This is a genomic window from Rhodoferax sp. SPJ4 (assembly GCF_058216275.1).
On the sequence record NZ_JBYZMN010000001.1, the window covers coordinates 1,038,597 to 1,057,542 of the forward strand.

Here is an 18,946-nt window from a genome sequence, read left to right on the forward strand (position 1 = left end):
CTCAAGCCACCGGCAGGCGCTTCAGGCCTTGCGGCCCCAGGCGCAGCACCTCGGCTCGGGGCGGCTGGGCGCCCAGGTCCCAGTCGCTGAGCACCACGCGGCGGGCGCCGCCATCGTCCAGGTGATGCTCGGCCGGGCGGTGGGTGTGGCCGTGGATCAGCGTGGACGCCTCGGCCGCCCGCAACCAGCGCAAGGCCTCGGTGCGGTCGACATCGGCCCAGACCGTGGCGCGCTGTTTCTGCGCTTCGCTTTCGCTGCGGATGTGCCGTGCCAGCGCCTCGCGCTCGGCCAGCGGCTTGGCCAGAAAATCGGTTTGCCAGGCTGGCTGGCGCACCTGGTCGCGGAAGGCCAGGTAGGCGGTATCGTCCAGGCACAGGGCGTCGCCATGGCTGAGCAGCCAGCGCTGGCCGTGCATCAGCAACAGCGTGGGGTCGTCCAGCAGCTGGATTTGGCAATGCTGGGCGAAATGGGCGCCCACCAGAAAGTCGCGGTTGCCGCGCATGAAGAACAAGGCGCAGCGGCGGGCGGCGTTGCGCAACACCTCGGCACAGCAGGCCTCGAAACTGCCGGGTTGGTCCAGCGTGTCGTCGCCGACCCAGACCTCGAACAGGTCACCGAGGATGAAGACCGCGTCGGCCGGCGTGGTCGCCATGTGGCGTTGCCAGGCATCAAAGGTGGCGGGCTCGGAGGCCAGCAGGTGCAAATCGGAGATCAGGTCCACCTGCTGCCAGGCGGCGGGGGCATGCAGGTGGGCCACTGGCGGCAGCGGGGCGGGCGTCAGTGGTGGTGTGGACACAGAGGGAAAGCAGAGGACAGGGCATGCCGGTGAACGGACGCCCTGCAGGCTTTACAGCGCGACGGCTTTTTCAATCACCACGTCGTCGTTGGGCACGTCGTCGTGGTAGCCCTTGCGGCCGGTCTTCACCGCCTTGATCTTGTCGACCACATCGGCGCCGGCCACCACCTTGCCGAACACCGCATAGCCCCAGCCCTGGGCCGAGGGGGCGGTGTGGTTCAGGAAGCCGTTGTCGGCCACGTTGATGAAGAACTGCGCGGTGGCCGAATGCGGGTCGCTGGTGCGGGCCATGGCCACGGTGTAGTTGGTGTTCTTCAGGCCGTTGTTGGCCTCGTTCTCGATGGGGGCGCTGGTGGGCTTTTGTTTCATGCCCGGCTCGAAGCCGCCGCCCTGCACCATGAAGCCGGGGATGACGCGGTGGAACACGGTGTTGTTGTAGTGGCCGCTGGCCACATAGGCCAGGAAGTTGGCCGCCGACTTGGGCGCCTTGTCGGCGTCGAGTTCGAGGGTGATGACGCCGTGGCCGGCAATGTGGAGTTCGACTTGGGGATTGCTCATGGTGTTATTTGGCCAGGGTGGCCGAGAGGATGGTGATGGGGGTGACGGGGACGTTCTGGTGCGGGCCCTTGTTGGTGGTGGCGGTGGCGCGGATCTTGTCGACCACGTCCATGCCAGTCACCACCTTGCCGAACACCGCGTAGCCATGGCCGTCGGGCAGGGGCGCGTTCAGGTTGGCGTTGTCTCTGACGTTGATGAAGAACTGCGCGGTGGCTGAATCCGGGTTGCCGGTGCGGGCCATCGCGATGGTGCCGCGGTCGTTTTTCAGGCCGCTGCCGGCTTCCAGCGGAATGGGGCCGCGGGTGGCTTTTTGCTGCATGTCGGCGGTGAAGCCGCCACCCTGGGCCATGAAGTTGTCGATCACGCGGTGGAAGATCAGGCCGTCGTAGTGCTTGTCTTTGACGTACTGCAGGAAGTTGGCCACCGTCTTGGGCGCCTTGTCGGGGTAGAGCTCCAACACAATGTCGCCGGCGCTGGTGGCCAGCTTGACGCGGGGCGGGGCGTCGGCCGCCAAAGCCGGCAGGGCCAGGGCGGTGGCCAGCAGGGCCAAGGCCGCGCGGCGGCCGGGGGTGAAGACAGACCACATCAGCCGATCACTCCTTCAAAGAAAATTTTCCATTGGCCATTGACCTTGATCCAGTACTGGCGCCGGGTCGGGCCGGTGCGGGCGTTGGCGGGCAGCTCGGCAAAGGTCACCACCATGGTCTCGGCTATGTCCTTCCAGTGCAGCATGGACAAATCCTTGGTCTGCAGCGTGCGGCCGGTGGTGGCCGCGACCTCGCGCTCCAGCGTCGGCAGCCACTGATCGAAGCTCTTGCCGTTGCTGCTGAAATCGCTGGTGTAGTAGGCCGCCACCTTGGCCAGGTTGCCGCTGGTGCGGGCGGCCTGCCAGGCGGCCAGGGTTTGCTCGAACGCGCTGCGCTGGGTTTTCAGCGCTGGCGGCGACACCCACTGCAGCTGGGGCGCAATCACCACCGGGGTGGAGCGCACCTCCACTGTGCGGATCAGGTGCTCCAGGTCGGGATTGGCCAGCACCACACAGCCGTCGGTGGCCTTGGGCGGGCGCGAGAACTGGTTGGACGGCGTGCCATGCAACCAGATGCCGCTGCCGGTCTTGCCGCGGATGGTGTCGTAGGGGTTGGGGTAGTTGATGGGCAGCGCGCCTGAGCCGTAGAAGTCTTTCAGCGACTTGCGGTTCAGGTGGCTGGTGATGAAGTACACGCCCAGCGGGGTGCGCAGATCGCCCTCGGCGGCCTTTTCGATGCCCGACTTGCCGACCGAGATGTAGTAATCGGCCACCAGCTTCAGGCCCTGGGTGGGGGTGTTCTCGAACAAATAAAGCCGGGCCCGCGAGGCGTCGACGGCGATCACGTGCTTGTTGCGCTGCGACAGCGCCAGCAGCTGCGATGGCACGGTGCCGACCGGCGGGCGCTCGCGCAGCGCCTTGATGCGCAGCGCCGATTCTTCACGCAGCTCGTTGAGCACCGGGCCGGCGGCGGCCACCATGGTGTCGGGCGCGTCGCCGAGGTGGCGCACCGGCCGCACTTGGCTGCTCAGCAGGTCGCCATAAACCAGCTGGGCCAGCTGGAACGTGGGGTTGCTGGCCACCAGCGACTGGGCTTCGGCCAGGGCCTGGCGTTGCTTGCCCTGGCCGATGAGTTTGTAAATGCCGATCAGCCGGGCCTCGGCCACGCCGTCTGCGTCCATGTTGCGCTGGGCCGCCAGGGCCTCGGCGCGCGGGTGTTTTTTCTTGGCTGTGGCCTGGGCTGGGGTGCTGGCCAACAGCAACGCCACGCCAGCCAATGCGCCGGCGCCGATCAGGTGCCGGGACCAGCGGGCGAGGCGTGCGGCCCTGGGGGCGACAGAGGTACCACGAAACCCCATCAACCGCCCGAAACTTCCTTGACGATCACCCAGCGGTCACCGGCCTTGACCAGGCTCAGGGTCTTGCGGCCGGCAATGGCCAGCGCGTCGGCCTTGTAGTCCTGGGTGAAGCGTGCGGTGGCGGTGTTGCCTTTGGCGGCGATGCTGAGCTTGTCGATCTTCACCGTGATGGTGGATTTGCCGACGATGCGGGCGCGGCGCTCTTCTTCCCAGGCCTTGCGGCCCTGGCCGTTGGGGGGGGTGAAGTCCTTGCTGTAGGCGGCGAGGTAGGCGTTCATGTCCTTGGCTGCCCAGGCGGCGGCCCAGGCGCGCACCGCGGCTTCCACCTCGGCGTCACCTTCGGCGGCGGCCGGTGCGGCGCTGGGTTCGGTGGGTGGAGCCACCGGTGTCGCCACGGCGGCGGTGGGGGCGGTGGTGGTGGTCGGGCCGGTCGCCACGGTCACCGGGGCCTTGGCCGGCGCCACTGCCGCGGCGGCCTTCTGGCCCTTGCCCGCGGGCGAGAACAGGTCGCGGATCAGGGCCAGCTTGGGCTGCACTGCGGTGTTGCTGCCGTCAAGTTGCAAGGCCTTGCTGTAAGCCTGGCTGGCCAGCTTGGCATAGACATCGCCCAGGTTCTCGTGGGCGGTGGCGTAGCTGGGGTTGGTGCGGATGGCCATTTCCAGCGCGGTGCGGGCCTTGTCGAACTGGCTCTGGCCGGCGTACAGCACGGCCAGATTGTTGTAGGGCTCGGGCAGCTCGGGGAAGTCTTCGGTCAGCTTGCTGAAGGTGTTGATGGCCTCAGAGGTTTTGCCCGACTCGCTCTGGATCACGCCCTTGAGGAAGCGCATCTGCGGGTCACGCGGCTTGCCAGCCAGGTACTGGTCGGCCTTGGCCGAGGCTTCGGCCGTCTTGCCGGAGCGCAGCAGCTGGTTCACATCGCTGTACTCGTCGGCATGGGCCACGGCGAACGACAGGGTGGTCGCGAGGGCGGCGAGTTGGAGGGCGCGGGAAACACGGGTCAGGGCGAATTGCATAAAGCCTCTTGGTGATGCACGGTGCCAGCCCAAAACGCAGGGCTATACTGACGCGGATTGTAGCCGAGGGGAATGCCGCCCCAGGGCTGCGCCGCACCCCCGATCACCTGATAGAAACGCTGTTCTCCGGGCTCCGCCGAGCCGCCGGAACGGCAGAGCCCTGCTGACCCTGAACAACCGATGAGTTTGCGTATCTACAACACGCTGTCGCGTGCGATGGAGGCGTTTTCGACGCTGGAACCCGGCCACGCGCGCATGTATGTGTGTGGCATGACGGTTTATGACCTCTGCCATCTGGGCCATGCCCGGTCCATGGTGGCCTTTGATGTGGTGCAGCGCTGGCTCCGGGCCAGCGGCTACCGTGTCACCTATGTGCGCAACGTCACCGACATCGACGACAAGATCATCCGCCGTGCGCTGGAGAACGGCGAGTCCATCCGCGGCCTGACCGACCGGATGATTGCCGCGCTGCACCAGGACGCCGACGCGCTGGGCATAGACCGCCCCACCCACGAGCCGCGGGCCACCGACCATGTGCCCGGCATGCTGTCGCTGATTGGACAGCTGGAGGCCAAGGGCCTGGCCTACCGCGCGCCCAACGGCGACGTGAACTACGCGGTGCGCAAGTTCGCAGGCTACGGCAAGCTGTCCGGCAAGTCGCTCGACGAGCTGCGGGCCGGCGAGCGGGTGGCTGTGCTGGACGGCAAGGACGACCCGCTGGACTTTGTGTTGTGGAAATCGGCCAAGCCCAGCGAGCCCGACGACGCCAAATGGCCGGGCACCAGCGAGGGCCATGACTACGGCCTGGGCCGGCCGGGCTGGCACATCGAATGCTCGGCCATGAGCTGTGCTTTGCTGGGCGAAAGCTTTGACATCCATGGCGGCGGCGCCGACCTGCAGTTCCCCCACCACGAGAACGAGATCGCCCAGAGCGAGGGCGCGACCGGCCGGCCGCTGGCCCGCTTTTGGGTGCACAACGGCTTTGTGCGGGTGGACAACGAGAAGATGTCCAAGAGCCTGGGCAACTTCTTCACCATCCGCGAGGTGCTTCAGCAGTACGACGCCGAGACGGTGCGCTTCTTCATCGTCCGCGCCCATTACCGCAGCGCGCTGAACTACAGCGACGCCCACCTTGACGACGCCCGTGGCGCCCTCAAGCGCCTGTACACCGCACTGGACGCGGTCGCGCCCACCCTGCCGGCGGCCATCGACTGGACCGACCCCTTCGCCGCCCGCTTTCAGGCGGCGATGGACGAGGACTTCGGCACGCCCGAGGCGCTGGCGGTGCTGTTCGAGCTGGCCTCCGAGGTCAACAAAACCCGTTCCAGCGCGCTGGCCGGCCTGTTGAAGGCCTTGGGCGGCTGCCTGGGCCTGCTGCAGGGCGACCCCCAGGCCTTTTTGCAGGGCGGCAGCGACGCCGGGCATGACGCAGCGGCCATCGCCGGCCTGATTGCCGAACGCGCGGCGGCCAAGGCGGCCAAAAACTTCGCCGAGGCCGACCGCATCCGCAAGGCCTTGCTAGACCAAGGTGTGGTGCTGAAAGACAGCCCCACCGGAACCACCTGGGAGGCCGCTTCGTGATGCGTCGCCCGATGTGTTCAGCCGCTGGCCGGCGCCGGGGTGCCCATGGCCACTAGGAAAGCGGCCATGGTGCCGGTGATCGCCACGCCCGACTACTGGGCCGAGGCCTGCAAACACCTGTCCCGCAAGGACCGGGTGATGAAGCGGCTGATCCCGCAGTTTGGCGATGCCCGGCTGGAGTCGCGCGGCGACGCCTTCACCACGCTGGCGCGCAGCATCGTCGGCCAGCAGATCTCGGTCAAGGCGGCGCAAACGGTGTGGGACCGCTTTGTGCTGCTGCCACGCACGCTGACGCCGGCCAATGTGCTCAAGCTCAAGGTCGACGACATGCGGGCGGCCGGCCTGTCGGCCCGCAAGGTCGAGTATCTGGTTGATCTGGCCTTGCATTTCGACTCCGGCGCCGTCCACACCCATGCCTGGGCCGACATGGACGACGAGGCCATCATCACCGAGCTGGTGGCCATCCGCGGCATCGGCCGCTGGACGGCCGAGATGTTTCTGATCTTCCACCTGATGCGGCCCAATGTGCTGCCGCTGGACGACGTGGGCCTGATCAACGGCATCAGCCGCAACTACTTTTCGGGCGAGTCGGTCAGCCGCAGCGACGCCCGCGAGGTGGCCGCCGCCTGGGCCCCTTATTGCAGCGTGGCGACTTGGTATATTTGGCGGTCATTGGACCCGGTGCCCGTGGCCTACTAACCCCGGGCAAGCCGGGGGCCCACTTTCAGGAGAACGACGTGGCCAAAAGAACATTCCTCGACTTCGAGCAACCGATTGCCGAACTCGAAAGCAAGATTGAAGAGCTGCGCTATGTGCAGACCGAATCGGCGGTCGACATTTCCGAAGAAATCGACCAGCTCAGCAAAAAAAGCCTGCAGCTCACCAAGACGATTTACAGCGAGTTGTCGCCCTGGCAGATCACCAAGATCGCTCGCCACGCCGAGCGTCCCTACACGCTGGACTATGTGAACGAAATCTTCACCGATTTCGTTGAACTGCATGGCGACCGCCATTTCGCCGACGACCTCAGCATCGTCGGTGGCCTGGCCCGCTTCAATGGCGTGCCCTGCATGGTCATCGGCCACCAGAAGGGCCGCGACACCAAGGAGCGGGCGCTGCGCAACTTCGGCATGAGCAAGCCCGAGGGCTACCGCAAGGCCTTGCGGCTGATGAAGACGGCCGAAAAATTCAAGCTGCCGGTGTTCACCTTTGTCGACACCCCCGGCGCCTACCCTGGCATCGACGCCGAAGAGCGTGGCCAGTCGGAGGCCATCGGCCGCAACATCTTCGAGATGGCGCAGCTCGAGGTGCCCATCATCGTCACCATCATCGGCGAGGGCGGCTCCGGCGGCGCGCTGGCGATTTCGGTGGGTGACCAGCTGGTGATGCTGCAGTACTCCATCTATTCCGTCATCAGCCCGGAAGGCTGCGCCTCCATCCTGTGGAAAACCAGCGACAAGGCCCAGGAAGCGGCCGATGCGCTGGGCATCACTGCCCACCGCCTGAAGGCGCTGGGCCTGGTGGACAAGATCGTCAACGAGCCGGTGGGCGGCGCCCACCGCGACCACAAGCAGATGGCCGCTTTCCTGAAGCGCGCGCTGAACGACGCCTACCGCCAGGTCAGCGACCTCAAGCTTAAGGAGTTGCTGGACCGGCGCTACGAGCGGCTGCAAAGCTACGGCCGCTTCACCGACACCAAGGCCGAGGCCAAGTAAGCCGGCCGCGGCCACTGTGCGGGCCGTTCCATGACCCTGCTCGACACCCTTCAGGCCCATGCGGCCGGCGCAGCGCTGGCCTTTCCGGTGGGCGTGGCCTACAGCGGTGGCGCCGATTCCAGCGCGCTGCTGCGCGCCAGCGCGGCCTTGTGGCCCGGCCAGGTGGTGGCCTTGCATGTGCACCATGGCCTGCAGGCCGCGGCCGACGATTTCGAGCGCCATGGCCGGCAGGTGTGCCAGGCCTTGGGCGTGCTGCTGCGGGTGGCCCATGTGCAGGCGCATGCTGCGCCTGGCGAAAGCCCGGAAGACGCCGCCCGCAAGGCCCGCTACGCCGCGCTGGCCCAGGAGGGGCTGGCGCTGGGACTGCACGACATGCTGCTGGCCCAGCATGCCGACGACCAGGTGGAGACGCTGCTGATCGCCCTCGGCCGCGGCGCCGGCCTGCCGGGCCTGGCCGCGATGCCTGCCCGCTTTGTGCGCGGCGGCATGCGTTTCCACCGGCCCTGGCTGGAGCAGCCCGGGGCCGAGTTGCGGGCCTGGCTGGCCGAGCAGGGCGCAAGCCATGTGGACGACCCGAGCAACCAGAACACCGCCTTCACCCGCAACCGGGTGCGGCTGCAGCTGCTGCCTGCGCTGGCAGCGGTGTTTCCGCAGTTCCGCCAGACCTTTGCCCGTTCGGCCCGCCACGCCGCCCAGGCGCAGGGCCTGCTGGAGGCGTTGGCCGTGATCGACCTCGGGTCAGCGGATCAGCCGCCGGCCATCCACGCGCTGCAGCAACTGCCCGCCGACCGGCAGGCCAACGCGCTGCGTTTCTGGCTCAAGTCAGCCCACCAGGCCAGCCCCAGCGCGCTGCAACTGGCCGAGCTGCAACGGGTGCTGGCGGCCTGCCGCACGCGCGGCCACCAGATTCACCTGAAGGTGGCCGACGGCTGGGTCTTGCGGCAGGGCGAGCACCTGCAGTTCAGCCGGACCCCGGGTGAGCGGTCGCTATAATTTTAGGTTTTCCACGGCGCGGCCTGGTGCTTTCGCCACTCACATCCAATTCCAATGGCTTTGATCGTTCACAAATACGGCGGCACGTCGATGGGCTCCACCGAGCGCATCCGCAACGTGGCCAAGCGCGTGGCCAAATGGGCCCGTGCCGGCCACCAGATGGTGGTGGTGCCCAGCGCCATGAGCGGTGAAACCAACCGCCTGCTGGGCCTGGCCAAAGAGCTGGCGCCCTCACAGGCCTCCAGCGAATACCACCGCGAACTCGACATGCTGGCCTCGACCGGCGAGCAGGCGTCTTCTGCGCTGCTGGCGATTGCGCTGCAGGCCGAGGGCATGGGCTCGGTGAGCTACGCCGGCTGGCAGGTGCCCATCCGCACCGACAGCTCCTACACCAAGGCCCGCATCGAAAGCATTGACGACGTGCGCGTGCGGGCCGACCTGGCCGCCGGCAAGGTGGTCATCGTCACCGGTTTCCAGGGCATGGACGAGGCCGGCAACATCACCACGCTGGGCCGTGGCGGCTCCGACACCTCGGCCGTGGCCGTGGCGGCGGCCATGAAGGCCGACGAATGCCTGATCTACACCGATGTGGACGGGGTCTACACCACCGACCCCCGGGTGGTACCCGAAGCACGCCGCCTGCAGACGGTGAGCTTTGAAGAGATGCTGGAAATGGCCTCGATGGGCTCCAAGGTGCTGCAGATCCGCTCGGTGGAATTTGCCGGCAAGTACAAGGTGCCACTGCGGGTGCTGAGCAGCTTCACCCCCTGGGACATCGACCTGAACGAGGAAGCCAAGTCGGGCACCCTGATCACTTTTGAGGAAGACGAAAAAATGGAACAAGCGATTGTCTCGGGCATTGCCTTCAACCGCGACGAGGCCAAGATCTCGGTGCTCGGCGTGCCCGACAAGCCCGGCATCGCTTACCAGATTCTCGGTGCGGTGGCGGCGGCCAACATCGAGGTGGATGTGATCATCCAAAACGTCAGCAAGGACGGCAAGACCGACTTCAGCTTCACCGTGCACCGCAATGACTTTGCCCGCACCATGGACCTGCTGAAAGACCAGGTGCTGCCGGCCCTGGGCGCGCCCGAGGTGATCGGCGATGCCAAGATCTGCAAGGTCAGCATCGTCGGCATCGGCATGCGCAGCCATGTGGGCGTGGCCAGCACCATGTTCCGCGTGCTGAGCGAAGAAGGCATCAACATCAAGATGATTTCCACCAGCGAAATCAAGACCTCGGTGGTGCTGGACGAGAAGTACATGGAACTCGCCGTGCGCGCGCTGCACAAGGCCTTTGGCCTGGACCAGGCCGCCTGATGTTCCGGCGCTGAGTCCGGCCTCTCGGCCGGGCCTCAGTTGTAGGTCACCGTCACCACCACCGAGTCGCCGTAAACGCCCAGCGGGGTGGTGGTCTGGCTGGCTGGAATGCGGCCATAGACCGGGTTGTTCTGGCTGGTGCCGGCCAGCAGCAAAATCGTCAAATTGCCCGCTACCGTCTGGGTGCCGGCGCTGCCGTCGCCCCAGACCAGGGTGCGCGCCGCGTCGGCGTACAGGCCGTAATTGAGCCGGTTGGCCAGGCTGGCCATCTTGCGCGGGCTGAACTGGGCGCTGTTGGCGCCAGTGCCCAGCGCGATGCTGTACGACACCCCCAGGCTCAGCACCCCCCCACAAGTCACACTGACATTGCCCACGCCGTCCAGCGACGAGCCTGACAGCGGCGCGTAGGTGCCAAAAGCCACCGAGGTGGTGGCGGTGGTGCAAAAGCAAGCCAGCACGCAGGCGGCTTGAGCGGCCGGTGCCATGGCCCACAGCAGCAGTCCCAACAGCAAGGACGCCGGCGCAGTGGGCCGTTGAGGGTGGGGCATCTTCATGGGGAACTCCTGCAAACAAGGGTGCCGAGGTCGGGCACGGGCTCGGCTGTGGGGGGCAGACTCAATGCGGCCTGGCAGGGCCGGCCGTCGGCGCGTTGGCCGGTCAAGCGGTCGGTGTCGCCCAGCCCGCTCAGGAAAGACCGGCCGCCATGGCCGACCAGAAAGGCCCGGTCCTGGCTGGCCAGGCGCAACACGCTGCCGGCGGCCAGGGGCTGGCCGGCCTCGTCCACCACCCGCAATTCCACCGCCCGGCCGCTGCGCACCGCAAAACGGGCCATGACACCGCTGCGCAGCCGCGGACTCAGGCGCAAGGCCAGGCTGCCCACGTCGGCGTCCAGCGGCAGGTCGGCCGGCTCGATGCTGACGGGGTTGTCCTGGTAGGCCCGCAGCCGGGTCACCAGCGCCATGCCATGCGGGCCGGTGCGGGCCACCTCCTGGTTGTCGCGGTAGACCCGCACGCCCTCCAATTGGCCGACCTGCACCACCGCAAAGCTGTCGTCGATGCGGCGGGTGACAAACCACTCGCCGCCGGCCATGGCCACGCCGCCGCTGAAGCCCATCCGGTAGGCGGTGTCGGTGCCCAGGCGGGCCACCTCGCCGGTCAGCAGGCCGCGTGGCGTTTGCCACTGGCCACCGGCCAGTTGGCGATTCAGCTCGCCCTGGCCCACCAGCAGCCGGTAGCCCACGCCGTCGCCAGCCGGCGGGTTGCCCAGCGCCTGCAGCGTGGTGTTGCTGCGGCCGCCCTGGCGCGCCACCTCGGCGCTCAGGTGGGTGGTGGCGTCGAGGGCGTGGCTCAGCACCGCGCCCACCGTCAAACCGGTTTTGCCGCTCAGGTCTTTCAGCAGGTAGGCGCCGAGCTGCCCGCCCTGGCCGACACGGATGGCGTAGTTGGCACTCAGCAAACGGGTGTCTGCGCCTTCCCAGGTGGTTTGGCGAATCAGGCTCAGGCCCAGGGGGTTGCCCCGCACCGGCAGGTTCAGCGCCACGCTGGCCGACTGCCGCGGCGTGTTGCCCTCCAAACGGCCCACCTCAGCAAAGTCGCGGCTGGACTGCTGCCAGCGCAGCGTCACGGTGGCCTGGCCCAGCCAGTGCTCCGAGGCGGCGCTGAGTTGTTGTCCGCTGCCCTGGGGGGCTTGGCTGACGGCGGCGTTCAGGCTCACCGTGCTGGCGGTGGCCACTGCCTCGGGCAGGCGCCACACGCCGCCCAGGCCGGCGGTGCGCTGGCTGCGTTGCAAGGCCAGCCGCCACTCGCGGGTGAAGGTGGGGCTGACGCCCAGCCGCTCGGTGTAGGCCAGCAGGCCCCGACCGTAACGGGCACTGGCCAGGCCATAGTCTTCACGGATGGCGCCGATGTCCCAGGAAAAATCGCGCACCCCGGGCTGCAGCAGGCGCGGGCTGACGAAATAGGGCTGGACCAGCGTCTGCTGCCGGCCCAGCGCATCACGCAGCACCAACTGCACCTGGCCCTGGCCGGTCAGCGCGGGCACGCCGGGCAGGTCAAACGGGCCGGCCGGCACCTGGGTCTGGAACTGCCGCACGTTGTTCACATACAGGTCCAGCGTGGACGGCAACACCGCCTCGCCCCGTACCGAAGGCAACACAAACGGAATGGCGCCGGGCTGGGTGGCAAAGTTGGTCGCCCATTGGAAGCCACCAAAGCGCACGCTGCGCGCCCAACTGCCGGGCTGGCTGAGGCTGTCGCCCCAGCGCAGGCTTTGCTGCTGGGCCGGGCGGTCCACTGTCCACTGGGTGTCCAGCCGCACCCAGCGCGGGCTGGCCGGGTTGGCGCTGTTCCACAGCGCGCTGGCCACACCGGTGCCGCTGTCGTTGAAATAGCCACCCTCCAGCAGGCCACCCAGGCTGCGGCCATGGCTGCTCAGGCCCTGGCTGTGCTGGGCCTGCAGGTCGTAATTGAAAAAGCCGCCGTGGGTGGCGGTGGTGCTCAGCGCCGGTTCACCCGCGGCGCCGGGCGCGCGCAGCACCGAATGGGCAAACGCCGCACCGGGCACCTGCAACTCCAGCGTCTGGCTGGCGCTGTCGATGTGTTGCTGCAGGCCGGGAATGTCGCTCAAGGCCACCCAGGGGGGGGCGACGGCAGTGGCCGACGGGATGGGGGGACGCAGCCGCCATTGCTGCAACTGCTCGGCGGGCACGGCCACCGCGTCGGGGCCCAGCAGGGCCACGGGCACGACGTCACCGGTGTCCACACCGTTGATGCGCACCGCCAGCAAGGCCTGGTCAGGCGGGGTGGGTCGCAGGCCGGGGGCGGCGGTGGCCTGCAGGCCGGTGGCCAGCGCGAGACCGGTGATCAGTGGGGCCAGCGGCCGCTGGCACACCACACCAAGCCGGGCCATGGCGCGCATTGCAAGGCCCGACCACGGCGTGTCAGGGCTGTCCCAGTTGCAGGGCGACGCGCTCCGGGCCTTTGTCGGTGGCCACGTCCAGGGTCAGGCGCTGGTCGGCGCCCACGGCCTGCGCCACCGGCACGGTCCAGCGCCTGCGCTGGCCGGCCAGCACGGCGTTGCCGGCCTGCAGCTGGCCCAGCGCGTCGGTGGCGCCGGGGGTCTGGCGCAGCGTCAGGCCGGTCACGGTTTGGTGCACGTTGCCGGCGTTGTGCAGTTCCAGCGCCACCTGCCCATCGGCGGTGCGCCAGCCGCGCCACTCGGACTGCCGGGTCTCCAGACTGGGCGGCAGGTAGACCGGCAGGCGCAACTCCAGCAGCACCTGCACCGCGTTGACACCGGCGCTGGGCGCAGCGGCATCGGCCGGGGCCGGCACCTGGCGCATGAACAGGCGGTAAGCGGTTTCCTGGGCCCGGGCCGCGGGCTGGCGCAGGCCTACCCTCAGGGTTTGCGACTGGCCAGGGGCCAGCGTGAACAGCGGTGGGTTGACGATCAGGTCACGGCTGGGGCTGTACTGGTCGGCGCCGTTGGACTGGGTCCAGGCCACGGTGTCGACCTGCAGCGCGACCCGCTCTTTGCCCTGGTTGGTGACGGTGATGGTGGAACGGTCTTGCTGCGCGGTGAGGGCCAGACCGACCGGCATCACCGAGATGTCGGCGGCGCTGGCCGCCAGCGGGCTGCCCAGCCAGGCGGTGAGCGCGGCCGCCAGCAGGGCGGTGGGCCACAGGCGTTGGGTCATGGTCGGTCCTCAGTTGTAGGTGACGGTGGCCACCACCGTGTCGGTGTAGGCACCGGCGGTGGCGTACTGACCGGCCGGAATGCGGCCATAGGCGGTGGTGGTGATGGGCAGGCCGGTGCCGGTGCCGGCGGTGGGGTTCACGGTGGAGCCGTTGGCGCCGTCGCCCCAGGTGGTGGCGTAGCCGCTGGTGGTGAACAGGTCGTAGCTCAGGTAGTTGGCGCTGGGCCCGGCCAGGCGCCGGGTGGTGACGTTGCCGGCGGTCGAGGGGTTGGCGCCGGCGTCGAGCGCGATCGAGTAAACGGTGCCGGGGGTGCAGGTCACCAGCACACCGCCGGTGGTGGTGGTGGGCGAGCCCGAGGTGGCGCTGTAGTTGCCAAAGGCCACCGGTGTGGTGGTCACGATGCAGGTGCTCAGCACGGTGGCCGACACCAGCAGGTTGCCCGTGACCGTGGCGGCCAGGGCCGCGGTGGCCGCGAGTGCGCAGAGCACGAAAAGAGGGATGCGGGTGAACCGGTTCATGACGGAGGTCCTGCCAAAAGAGGATGGAGCCTCGACGATAGGGCTTGGCAGACAAGACCATGGCCGAAAAAGCCTTGTGTTTGGAGGCCAGTTTGGCCGGCTGGGGCGACGGCCTCGCCGGGCAAAACCGGTGGCAGCAGGAAATTTCGACACCTGCTTGATGGCATAATGTGGGCATTGGAAACGTGACCGAGTGGCCGAAGGTGCTCCCCTGCTAAGGGAGTATGGGGTGTAGAGCCTCATCGAGGGTTCGAATCCCTCCGTTTCCGCCAAACCAAAACCCCAGGCAGTTGATCTGCTTGGGGTTTTTTGGTTTTCTGGCACCCGAAAACCCATCAAGCCAACACCGACCGCCACAGCGGGCGATCGGCGTGACCGTCACCACCGGCCTCAGGCGCTGGCGGCTGGATGTGACACCGGCTGGCCTTGCGCGCTGACGCTCATTTGGGAAGACGGGGCAGCGGCTTGCCGTCTTTGGGGATGGGGTATTCGGCGGCATTGAGCTGCATGGCCAGCAGCGTGTAATAGCCGTTGATGCCGTTCAAGTCCACCACGCCCTGTTTGCCAAAACGGGCCTCGGCGCGGGCGAAGGTGGTGTCAGAGACCCGCTTGGTGCGGTGCAGCTCGGTGCAGAAGGCGTAGACGATGTCCTCGTCGTTGCTCATGCCCTCGGGGCGCCGGCCATCGGCAATCGCGTCGGCGATGGCCGGCTTGATGCCGGCCTTCAGCGCGATGGGGTGGTGCACATACCACTCGTAGTCCTGGGTCCATTCGCGGGCGGTGATCAGAATCGCCAGCTCGCTCAGCGTGGTGCCGATGGCCGATTTGTAGCGCAGGTAGTCGCCCATGGCCCTGGCCTGGCTCATCACCTGTGGGCTGTGCATCAGCGGCTCGAAGGGGCCAAACACCGGCACCTTGCGGCTGGCCTCGAAATCGGCAGCGGCCTGCTTTTGCTCGGCGGTGTAGTCGGCCGGCGCGATGGTGGGCAGGCGGGCCTGGGCGGCGGCGGTGAAGGCGCTCAGTGCGAAGGCACTGGCAACGAGGCAGCGGCGTGCAAACATGGAAAGTCTCCCTGGGGGTGTGGCGCTGCCTGCGGAATGGCGGGCAACGCCCCCGCATTCTCAGTCGGGGTGCGTCCAAGCGATGCCGTAGTTTCCACAGGGGCCGGCTGTCATGCAGGCAACAGTCGCCAGGGCGGGGCCTGCTTAGACTGGCCGGGGCGCGGAGCCTTGCTCGCTGACCCACCCCACCCCAGGAGACCTCTATGCCCAGCTTCGGCACCGTCCGCATCGACCATGACCCCACCGAGCCGCGCATCGCCCGGCTGCTGCTGAACCGGCCCGAGCGGTTGAACCCGATTGGCAACGGCACGCCGGGCGACATCCGCCAGGCGGTGCAATGGGCCGAGGCCGAGGAGAAGGTGCATGTGATCATTGTGGAAGGTGCCGGCCGGGCTTTCTGCGCCGGCTACGACCTCAGCGAGTACGCCGAGGGCAAGGTGGCCGACGGTGTGCTGGGCGACCACCCCTGCCGGCAGGAAAAAACGCCCTGGGACCCGATGGTGGACTACGCCGCGATGAAGGGCCACACCGAGGACTTCATGTCGCTGTGGCGCTGCCGCAAGCCCACCATCGCCAAGGTGCACGGCTATGCGGTGGCCGGCGGCAGCGACATCGCGCTGTGCTGCGACCTGCTGGTGATGGCCGACGACGCCCGCATCGGCTACATGCCGACCCGGGTCTGGGGCTGCCCCACGACCGCGATGTGGACCTATCGGCTGGGCGCCATCCGCGCCAAGCAGCTGATGTTCACCGGCGACACCATTGATGGCAAAAAAGCCGCCGACTGGGGCCTGGCCAACCTGGCGGTGCCGGCCGAAGAACTGGACGCCGCCACGCAGAAGCTGGCGCTGCGCATCAGCGGCGTGCCGCAGTCCCACCTGGCCATGCACAAGCTGGTGGTGAACCAGGTCTGGCATTCCATGGGCCTGGAGCAGAGCCAGATGTTTGCCACCATTTTCGACGGCATCACCCGCCACAACCCCGAAGGCTTGTGGTTCCGCCGCTATGCCGAGGCCGAGGGTTTCAAGGCCGCGGTGGAGTGGCGCGACAGCGGCCGGCCCATCCCGCAGGGCGACGAGGCGAGGGCGCTAGTGGCGCAGCTCGAAGCGCAGCTGGCCGCCGCCAAGGCCAGGCTGTAGGCCGCGGCCGACCTCAGTTCACCAGCACCAGCTTGCCCTTGACGCCGCGCGAGCCCATGTGGGCGTAGGCGGCTTTCAGATCGGCCATGGGCACGGTGCTGTCGATCACCGGCTTGACCTTGCCCTGCGCATACCACTGGGCCAGTTCGGCCAGCGCGGCGTTGTTGGCCTGGGCCTCGCGTTTGGCGAAGTCGCCCCAGAACACGCCCACCAGCGAGGCGCCCTTGAGCAGCATCAGGTTCAGCGGCAGTGCGGGGATGGGGCCGCTGGCAAAACCCACCACCAGGTAGCGGCCGCGCCAGGCAATCGAGCGGAAGGCCGGCTCGGCAAAGTCGCCGCCCACCGGGTCGTAAATCACGTCCGGGCCCTTGCCGTTGGTGGCGGCCTTCACCGCGTCGCGGAAGGCGCTGGGCAGGCCGTGGGTGCTGTAGTTGATGGTCACGTCGGCGCCGATGGATGCACACAGCGCGCATTTCTCGTCGGTGGAGGCCGCGGCAATCACCCGCGCGCCCACCGCCTTGGCGATCTGGATGGCCGAGGTGCCCACGCCACCGGCCGCACCCAACACCAGCACCGTCTCGCCGGCCTTGAGCTGGGCGCGGTCGATCAGCGCATGGTGCGAGGTGCCATAGACCAGGATGAAGGCTGCCGCGTCCACCATCGGGAAGCCGGCCGGCAGCGGCAAACACAGCGCGGCCGGCGCGATGGCGTGGCTGCCAAAGCCGCCGGTGCCCGGCATGCAGGCCACCGGCTGGCCCACCTGCAAGTGGGTCACGCCGGCACCCACCGCGTCGACCACACCGGCGAACTCCGAGCCTGGCACAAAGGGCAGGGCGGGCTTCATCTGGTACTTGTTCTGCACGATCAGCAAGTCGGGAAAGTTCAGGCTGGCCGCCTGGATGGCAATGCGCACCTCGCCGGGGCCAGGCTCGGGGGTGGGCAGTTCCTTCCAGTTCAGGGCATCGACACCGGTGGGGGTTTCGCAAAGCCAGGCGTGCATACGGTCTCCAGGGTTCAAGGGCAAATTCACGTTCAGCCGCGATGATAGGAGGGCGCCGCAGCCCCGGCCTGTCATCGCTGCGACCTACAATCGCGCCACTTCCCCCCGCCCCATGAAAATTCTCATTTCCAACGACGACGGCTTCCAGGCGCCGGGCATCGTCGCCCTGCACGACGCGCTCAAAGACCTGGGTGATGTGGAGGTGGTGGCGCCGGAGCACAACAACAGCGCCAAGTCCAATGCGCTGACGCTGCATTCCCCGCTCTACGTGACCCGCGCGGCCAACGGCTTTCGCTATGTGAACGGCACGCCGGCCGACTGTGTGCACATCGCGCTCACCGGCCTGCTGGGCTACCGGCCCGACCTGGTGGTGAGTGGCATCAACAACGGCGCCAACATGGGCGACGACACCATTTACTCCGGCACCGTGGGCGCGGCCATGGAGGGCTATTTGTTCGGCGTGCCGGCGATCGCCTTCTCGCAGACCGAAAAAGGCTGGGCCCACCTGGACGCCGCGGCGGCCAAAGCGCGCGAGCTGGTCTTGCAGATGCGCCAGCAGCAGCTGATCGGCGCCGGTGCCTGGCTGCTCAACGTCAACATCCCCAACAAGCCGCTGGCCGAACTCAAGCCCATGAAGGTCTGCCGCCTGGGCCGGCGCCATGCGGCCGAGCAGGTCATCACCCAGACCAACCCGCGCGGCGACACCATGTACTGGATCGGCGCGGCCGGCCCGGCCAAGGACGACGCCGAGGGCACGGACTTCCACGCCACCTTCCAGGGCCATGTGGCCATGACGCCGCTGAAGGTCGACCTGACCGACCACGACCACCTGCGTTACTGGGCCCAGACCGTGGCCCAGCTCGCCAGCCCGGCCACGCCATGAGCGCCCAGCGCCCGCGGTTCCCGGCCCAGCTGCCCACCCTTTCAGGGGCGCCCTCTGCCGCCAAAAAGACCACCGCCCCGGCCACCAGGACGGCGGCCAAGGTGAGCCTGGTGCCTCCACCCCAGCGCGGCCTGGGGCTGGACTCCGGCGCGGTGCGGGCCCGCATGGTGGAAAAACTGGCCCAGCAGGGCATCAGCGACCGCCAGGTGCTGGCGGCCATGGGGTCGGTGGAGCGCCACCGCTTTGTCGACACCGCGCTGGCCAACCAGGCCTATGAAGACACCAGCCTGCCCATCGGCCTGGGCCAGACCATCTCCAAACCCAATGTGGTGGCGCGGATGGCCGAGCTGCTGCGCGGCCCGCTGAAAGGTCAACCCGGCCGGCTGGGCCGGGTGCTGGAGATCGGCACCGGCTGCGGCTACCAGGCGGCGGTGCTGAGCCAGCTGGCCACCGAGGTCTACAGCATTGAGCGGCTGCGCGGCCTGCACGACAAGGCGCGCGAGAACCTGCGGCCTTTCCGTTTGCCCAACCTGCATTTGTTGCTGGGCGACGGCATGCTGGGCTATGCCAAGGGCGCGCCCTATGCGGCCGTCATTGCGGCCGCCGGTGGCGAGGCCTTGCCCCCGCCCTGGCTGGAGCAGTTGGCGGTGGGTGGGCGGCTGGTGGCGCCGGTGGTCACGGCCGGTGGCACCCAGGCCCTGGTGGTGGTGGACAGAACGCCCCAGGGCTTCCAGCAGACCACGCTGGAGGCTGTGCATTTTGTGCCCCTAAAATCGGGCTTGGCATAAC

General features: G+C 68.0%; 19 protein-coding genes and 1 tRNA gene. 9 read left to right on the forward strand and 11 right to left on the reverse strand.

Annotation, left to right across the window (positions count from 1 at the left end; all coding sequences use genetic code 11):
- Window position 1 precedes the first annotated feature (1 nt).
- From AC4BAR_RS05130 to AC4BAR_RS05150, 5 genes are all read right to left on the reverse strand, one after another.
- Window positions 2-796, reverse strand: a complete 795-nt coding sequence (locus AC4BAR_RS05130) for a UDP-2,3-diacylglucosamine diphosphatase (RefSeq protein ID WP_490626725.1) — start codon at window positions 794-796, stop codon at window positions 2-4.
- 51 nt (window positions 797-847) lie between these two features.
- On the reverse strand, window positions 848-1,354 hold the full coding sequence (locus AC4BAR_RS05135) for a peptidylprolyl isomerase (RefSeq protein WP_490626726.1): 507 nt from the start codon (window positions 1,352-1,354) through the stop codon (window positions 848-850).
- Window positions 1,355-1,358: 4 nt separating this feature from the next.
- The gene (locus AC4BAR_RS05140) at window positions 1,359-1,940 is read right to left on the reverse strand and encodes a peptidylprolyl isomerase (RefSeq protein ID WP_490626727.1); all 582 of its coding nucleotides are present in this window, start codon (window positions 1,938-1,940) and stop codon (window positions 1,359-1,361) included.
- Window positions 1,940-3,148: a L,D-transpeptidase family protein gene (locus AC4BAR_RS05145; protein ID WP_490626728.1), complete on the reverse strand. Its 1,209-nt coding sequence runs from the start codon at window positions 3,146-3,148 to the stop codon at window positions 1,940-1,942. The genes AC4BAR_RS05140 and AC4BAR_RS05145 overlap by 1 nt, the downstream gene beginning before the upstream one ends.
- Before the next feature lie 89 nt (window positions 3,149-3,237).
- Window positions 3,238-4,251 (reverse strand): L,D-transpeptidase Cds6 family protein, encoded by a 1,014-nt coding sequence (locus tag AC4BAR_RS05150; RefSeq protein WP_490626729.1) that lies wholly within the window; start codon window positions 4,249-4,251, stop codon window positions 3,238-3,240.
- A gap of 180 nt (window positions 4,252-4,431) precedes the next feature.
- On the opposite strand from AC4BAR_RS05150, the gene cysS reads away from it, so the two are divergent.
- From cysS to AC4BAR_RS05175, 5 genes are read left to right on the forward strand one after another with little or no spacing between them, the layout of a single operon-like run.
- Window positions 4,432-5,832 (forward strand): cysteine--tRNA ligase, encoded by a 1,401-nt coding sequence (gene cysS, locus AC4BAR_RS05155; RefSeq protein WP_490626730.1) that lies wholly within the window; start codon window positions 4,432-4,434, stop codon window positions 5,830-5,832.
- Between the two features lie 45 nt (window positions 5,833-5,877).
- Complete coding sequence (locus AC4BAR_RS05160; protein ID WP_490626731.1) at window positions 5,878-6,531, forward strand: DNA-3-methyladenine glycosylase family protein; 654 nt, start codon at window positions 5,878-5,880, stop codon at window positions 6,529-6,531.
- Window positions 6,532-6,569: 38 nt separating this feature from the next.
- Entirely contained in the window at window positions 6,570-7,547 is a 978-nt protein-coding gene (locus AC4BAR_RS05165) for an acetyl-CoA carboxylase carboxyltransferase subunit alpha (protein ID WP_490626732.1), read from the forward strand.
- Window positions 7,548-7,577: 30 nt separating this feature from the next.
- Complete coding sequence (gene tilS / locus AC4BAR_RS05170; protein ID WP_490626733.1) at window positions 7,578-8,540, forward strand: tRNA lysidine(34) synthetase TilS; 963 nt, start codon at window positions 7,578-7,580, stop codon at window positions 8,538-8,540.
- A 54-nt stretch (window positions 8,541-8,594) separates the two neighbouring features.
- Complete coding sequence (locus AC4BAR_RS05175) at window positions 8,595-9,860, forward strand: aspartate kinase (protein ID WP_490626734.1); 1,266 nt, start codon at window positions 8,595-8,597, stop codon at window positions 9,858-9,860.
- Between the two features lie 35 nt (window positions 9,861-9,895).
- On the opposite strand, the gene AC4BAR_RS05180 is transcribed toward AC4BAR_RS05175, so the two are convergent.
- From AC4BAR_RS05180 to AC4BAR_RS05195, 4 genes are read right to left on the reverse strand one after another with little or no spacing between them, the layout of a single operon-like run.
- Window positions 9,896-10,414: a Csu type fimbrial protein gene (locus tag AC4BAR_RS05180; RefSeq protein WP_490626735.1), complete on the reverse strand. Its 519-nt coding sequence runs from the start codon at window positions 10,412-10,414 to the stop codon at window positions 9,896-9,898.
- On the reverse strand, window positions 10,411-12,768 hold the full coding sequence (locus tag AC4BAR_RS05185) for a fimbria/pilus outer membrane usher protein (protein WP_490626736.1): 2,358 nt from the start codon (window positions 12,766-12,768) through the stop codon (window positions 10,411-10,413). Before AC4BAR_RS05185 ends, AC4BAR_RS05180 begins: the two co-directional genes overlap by 4 nt.
- Window positions 12,769-12,799: 31 nt before the next feature.
- Window positions 12,800-13,555 (reverse strand): fimbrial biogenesis chaperone, encoded by a 756-nt coding sequence (locus AC4BAR_RS05190; protein ID WP_490626737.1) that lies wholly within the window; start codon window positions 13,553-13,555, stop codon window positions 12,800-12,802.
- Between the two features lie 9 nt (window positions 13,556-13,564).
- Entirely contained in the window at window positions 13,565-14,074 is a 510-nt protein-coding gene (locus tag AC4BAR_RS05195; RefSeq protein WP_490626738.1) for a Csu type fimbrial protein, read from the reverse strand.
- A gap of 179 nt (window positions 14,075-14,253) precedes the next feature.
- On the opposite strand from AC4BAR_RS05195, the gene AC4BAR_RS05200 reads away from it, so the two are divergent.
- Window positions 14,254-14,346 (forward strand) — tRNA-Ser (locus AC4BAR_RS05200).
- A 168-nt stretch (window positions 14,347-14,514) separates the two neighbouring features.
- On the opposite strand, the gene AC4BAR_RS05205 is transcribed toward AC4BAR_RS05200, so the two are convergent.
- On the reverse strand, window positions 14,515-15,135 hold the full coding sequence (locus AC4BAR_RS05205; protein WP_490626739.1) for a carboxymuconolactone decarboxylase family protein: 621 nt from the start codon (window positions 15,133-15,135) through the stop codon (window positions 14,515-14,517).
- 203 nt (window positions 15,136-15,338) lie between these two features.
- Between AC4BAR_RS05205 and AC4BAR_RS05210 the strand changes: the two genes are divergently transcribed.
- Window positions 15,339-16,274: a crotonase/enoyl-CoA hydratase family protein gene (locus AC4BAR_RS05210; RefSeq protein ID WP_490626740.1), complete on the forward strand. Its 936-nt coding sequence runs from the start codon at window positions 15,339-15,341 to the stop codon at window positions 16,272-16,274.
- A gap of 13 nt (window positions 16,275-16,287) precedes the next feature.
- Here the strand turns inward: AC4BAR_RS05210 and AC4BAR_RS05215 are convergent, their stop codons facing one another.
- Window positions 16,288-17,274: an NADPH:quinone oxidoreductase family protein gene (locus tag AC4BAR_RS05215; RefSeq protein ID WP_490626741.1), complete on the reverse strand. Its 987-nt coding sequence runs from the start codon at window positions 17,272-17,274 to the stop codon at window positions 16,288-16,290.
- A gap of 112 nt (window positions 17,275-17,386) precedes the next feature.
- Between AC4BAR_RS05215 and surE the strand changes: the two genes are divergently transcribed.
- Both surE and AC4BAR_RS05225 read left to right on the forward strand, forming a co-directional pair.
- Window positions 17,387-18,157, forward strand: coding sequence for a 5'/3'-nucleotidase SurE (surE, locus tag AC4BAR_RS05220; protein ID WP_490626742.1), 771 nt, complete (start codon window positions 17,387-17,389; stop codon window positions 18,155-18,157).
- Window positions 18,154-18,945, forward strand: coding sequence for a protein-L-isoaspartate(D-aspartate) O-methyltransferase (locus tag AC4BAR_RS05225; protein ID WP_490626743.1), 792 nt, complete (start codon window positions 18,154-18,156; stop codon window positions 18,943-18,945). The genes surE and AC4BAR_RS05225 overlap by 4 nt, the downstream gene beginning before the upstream one ends.
- Window position 18,946: the final 1 nt, after the last annotated feature.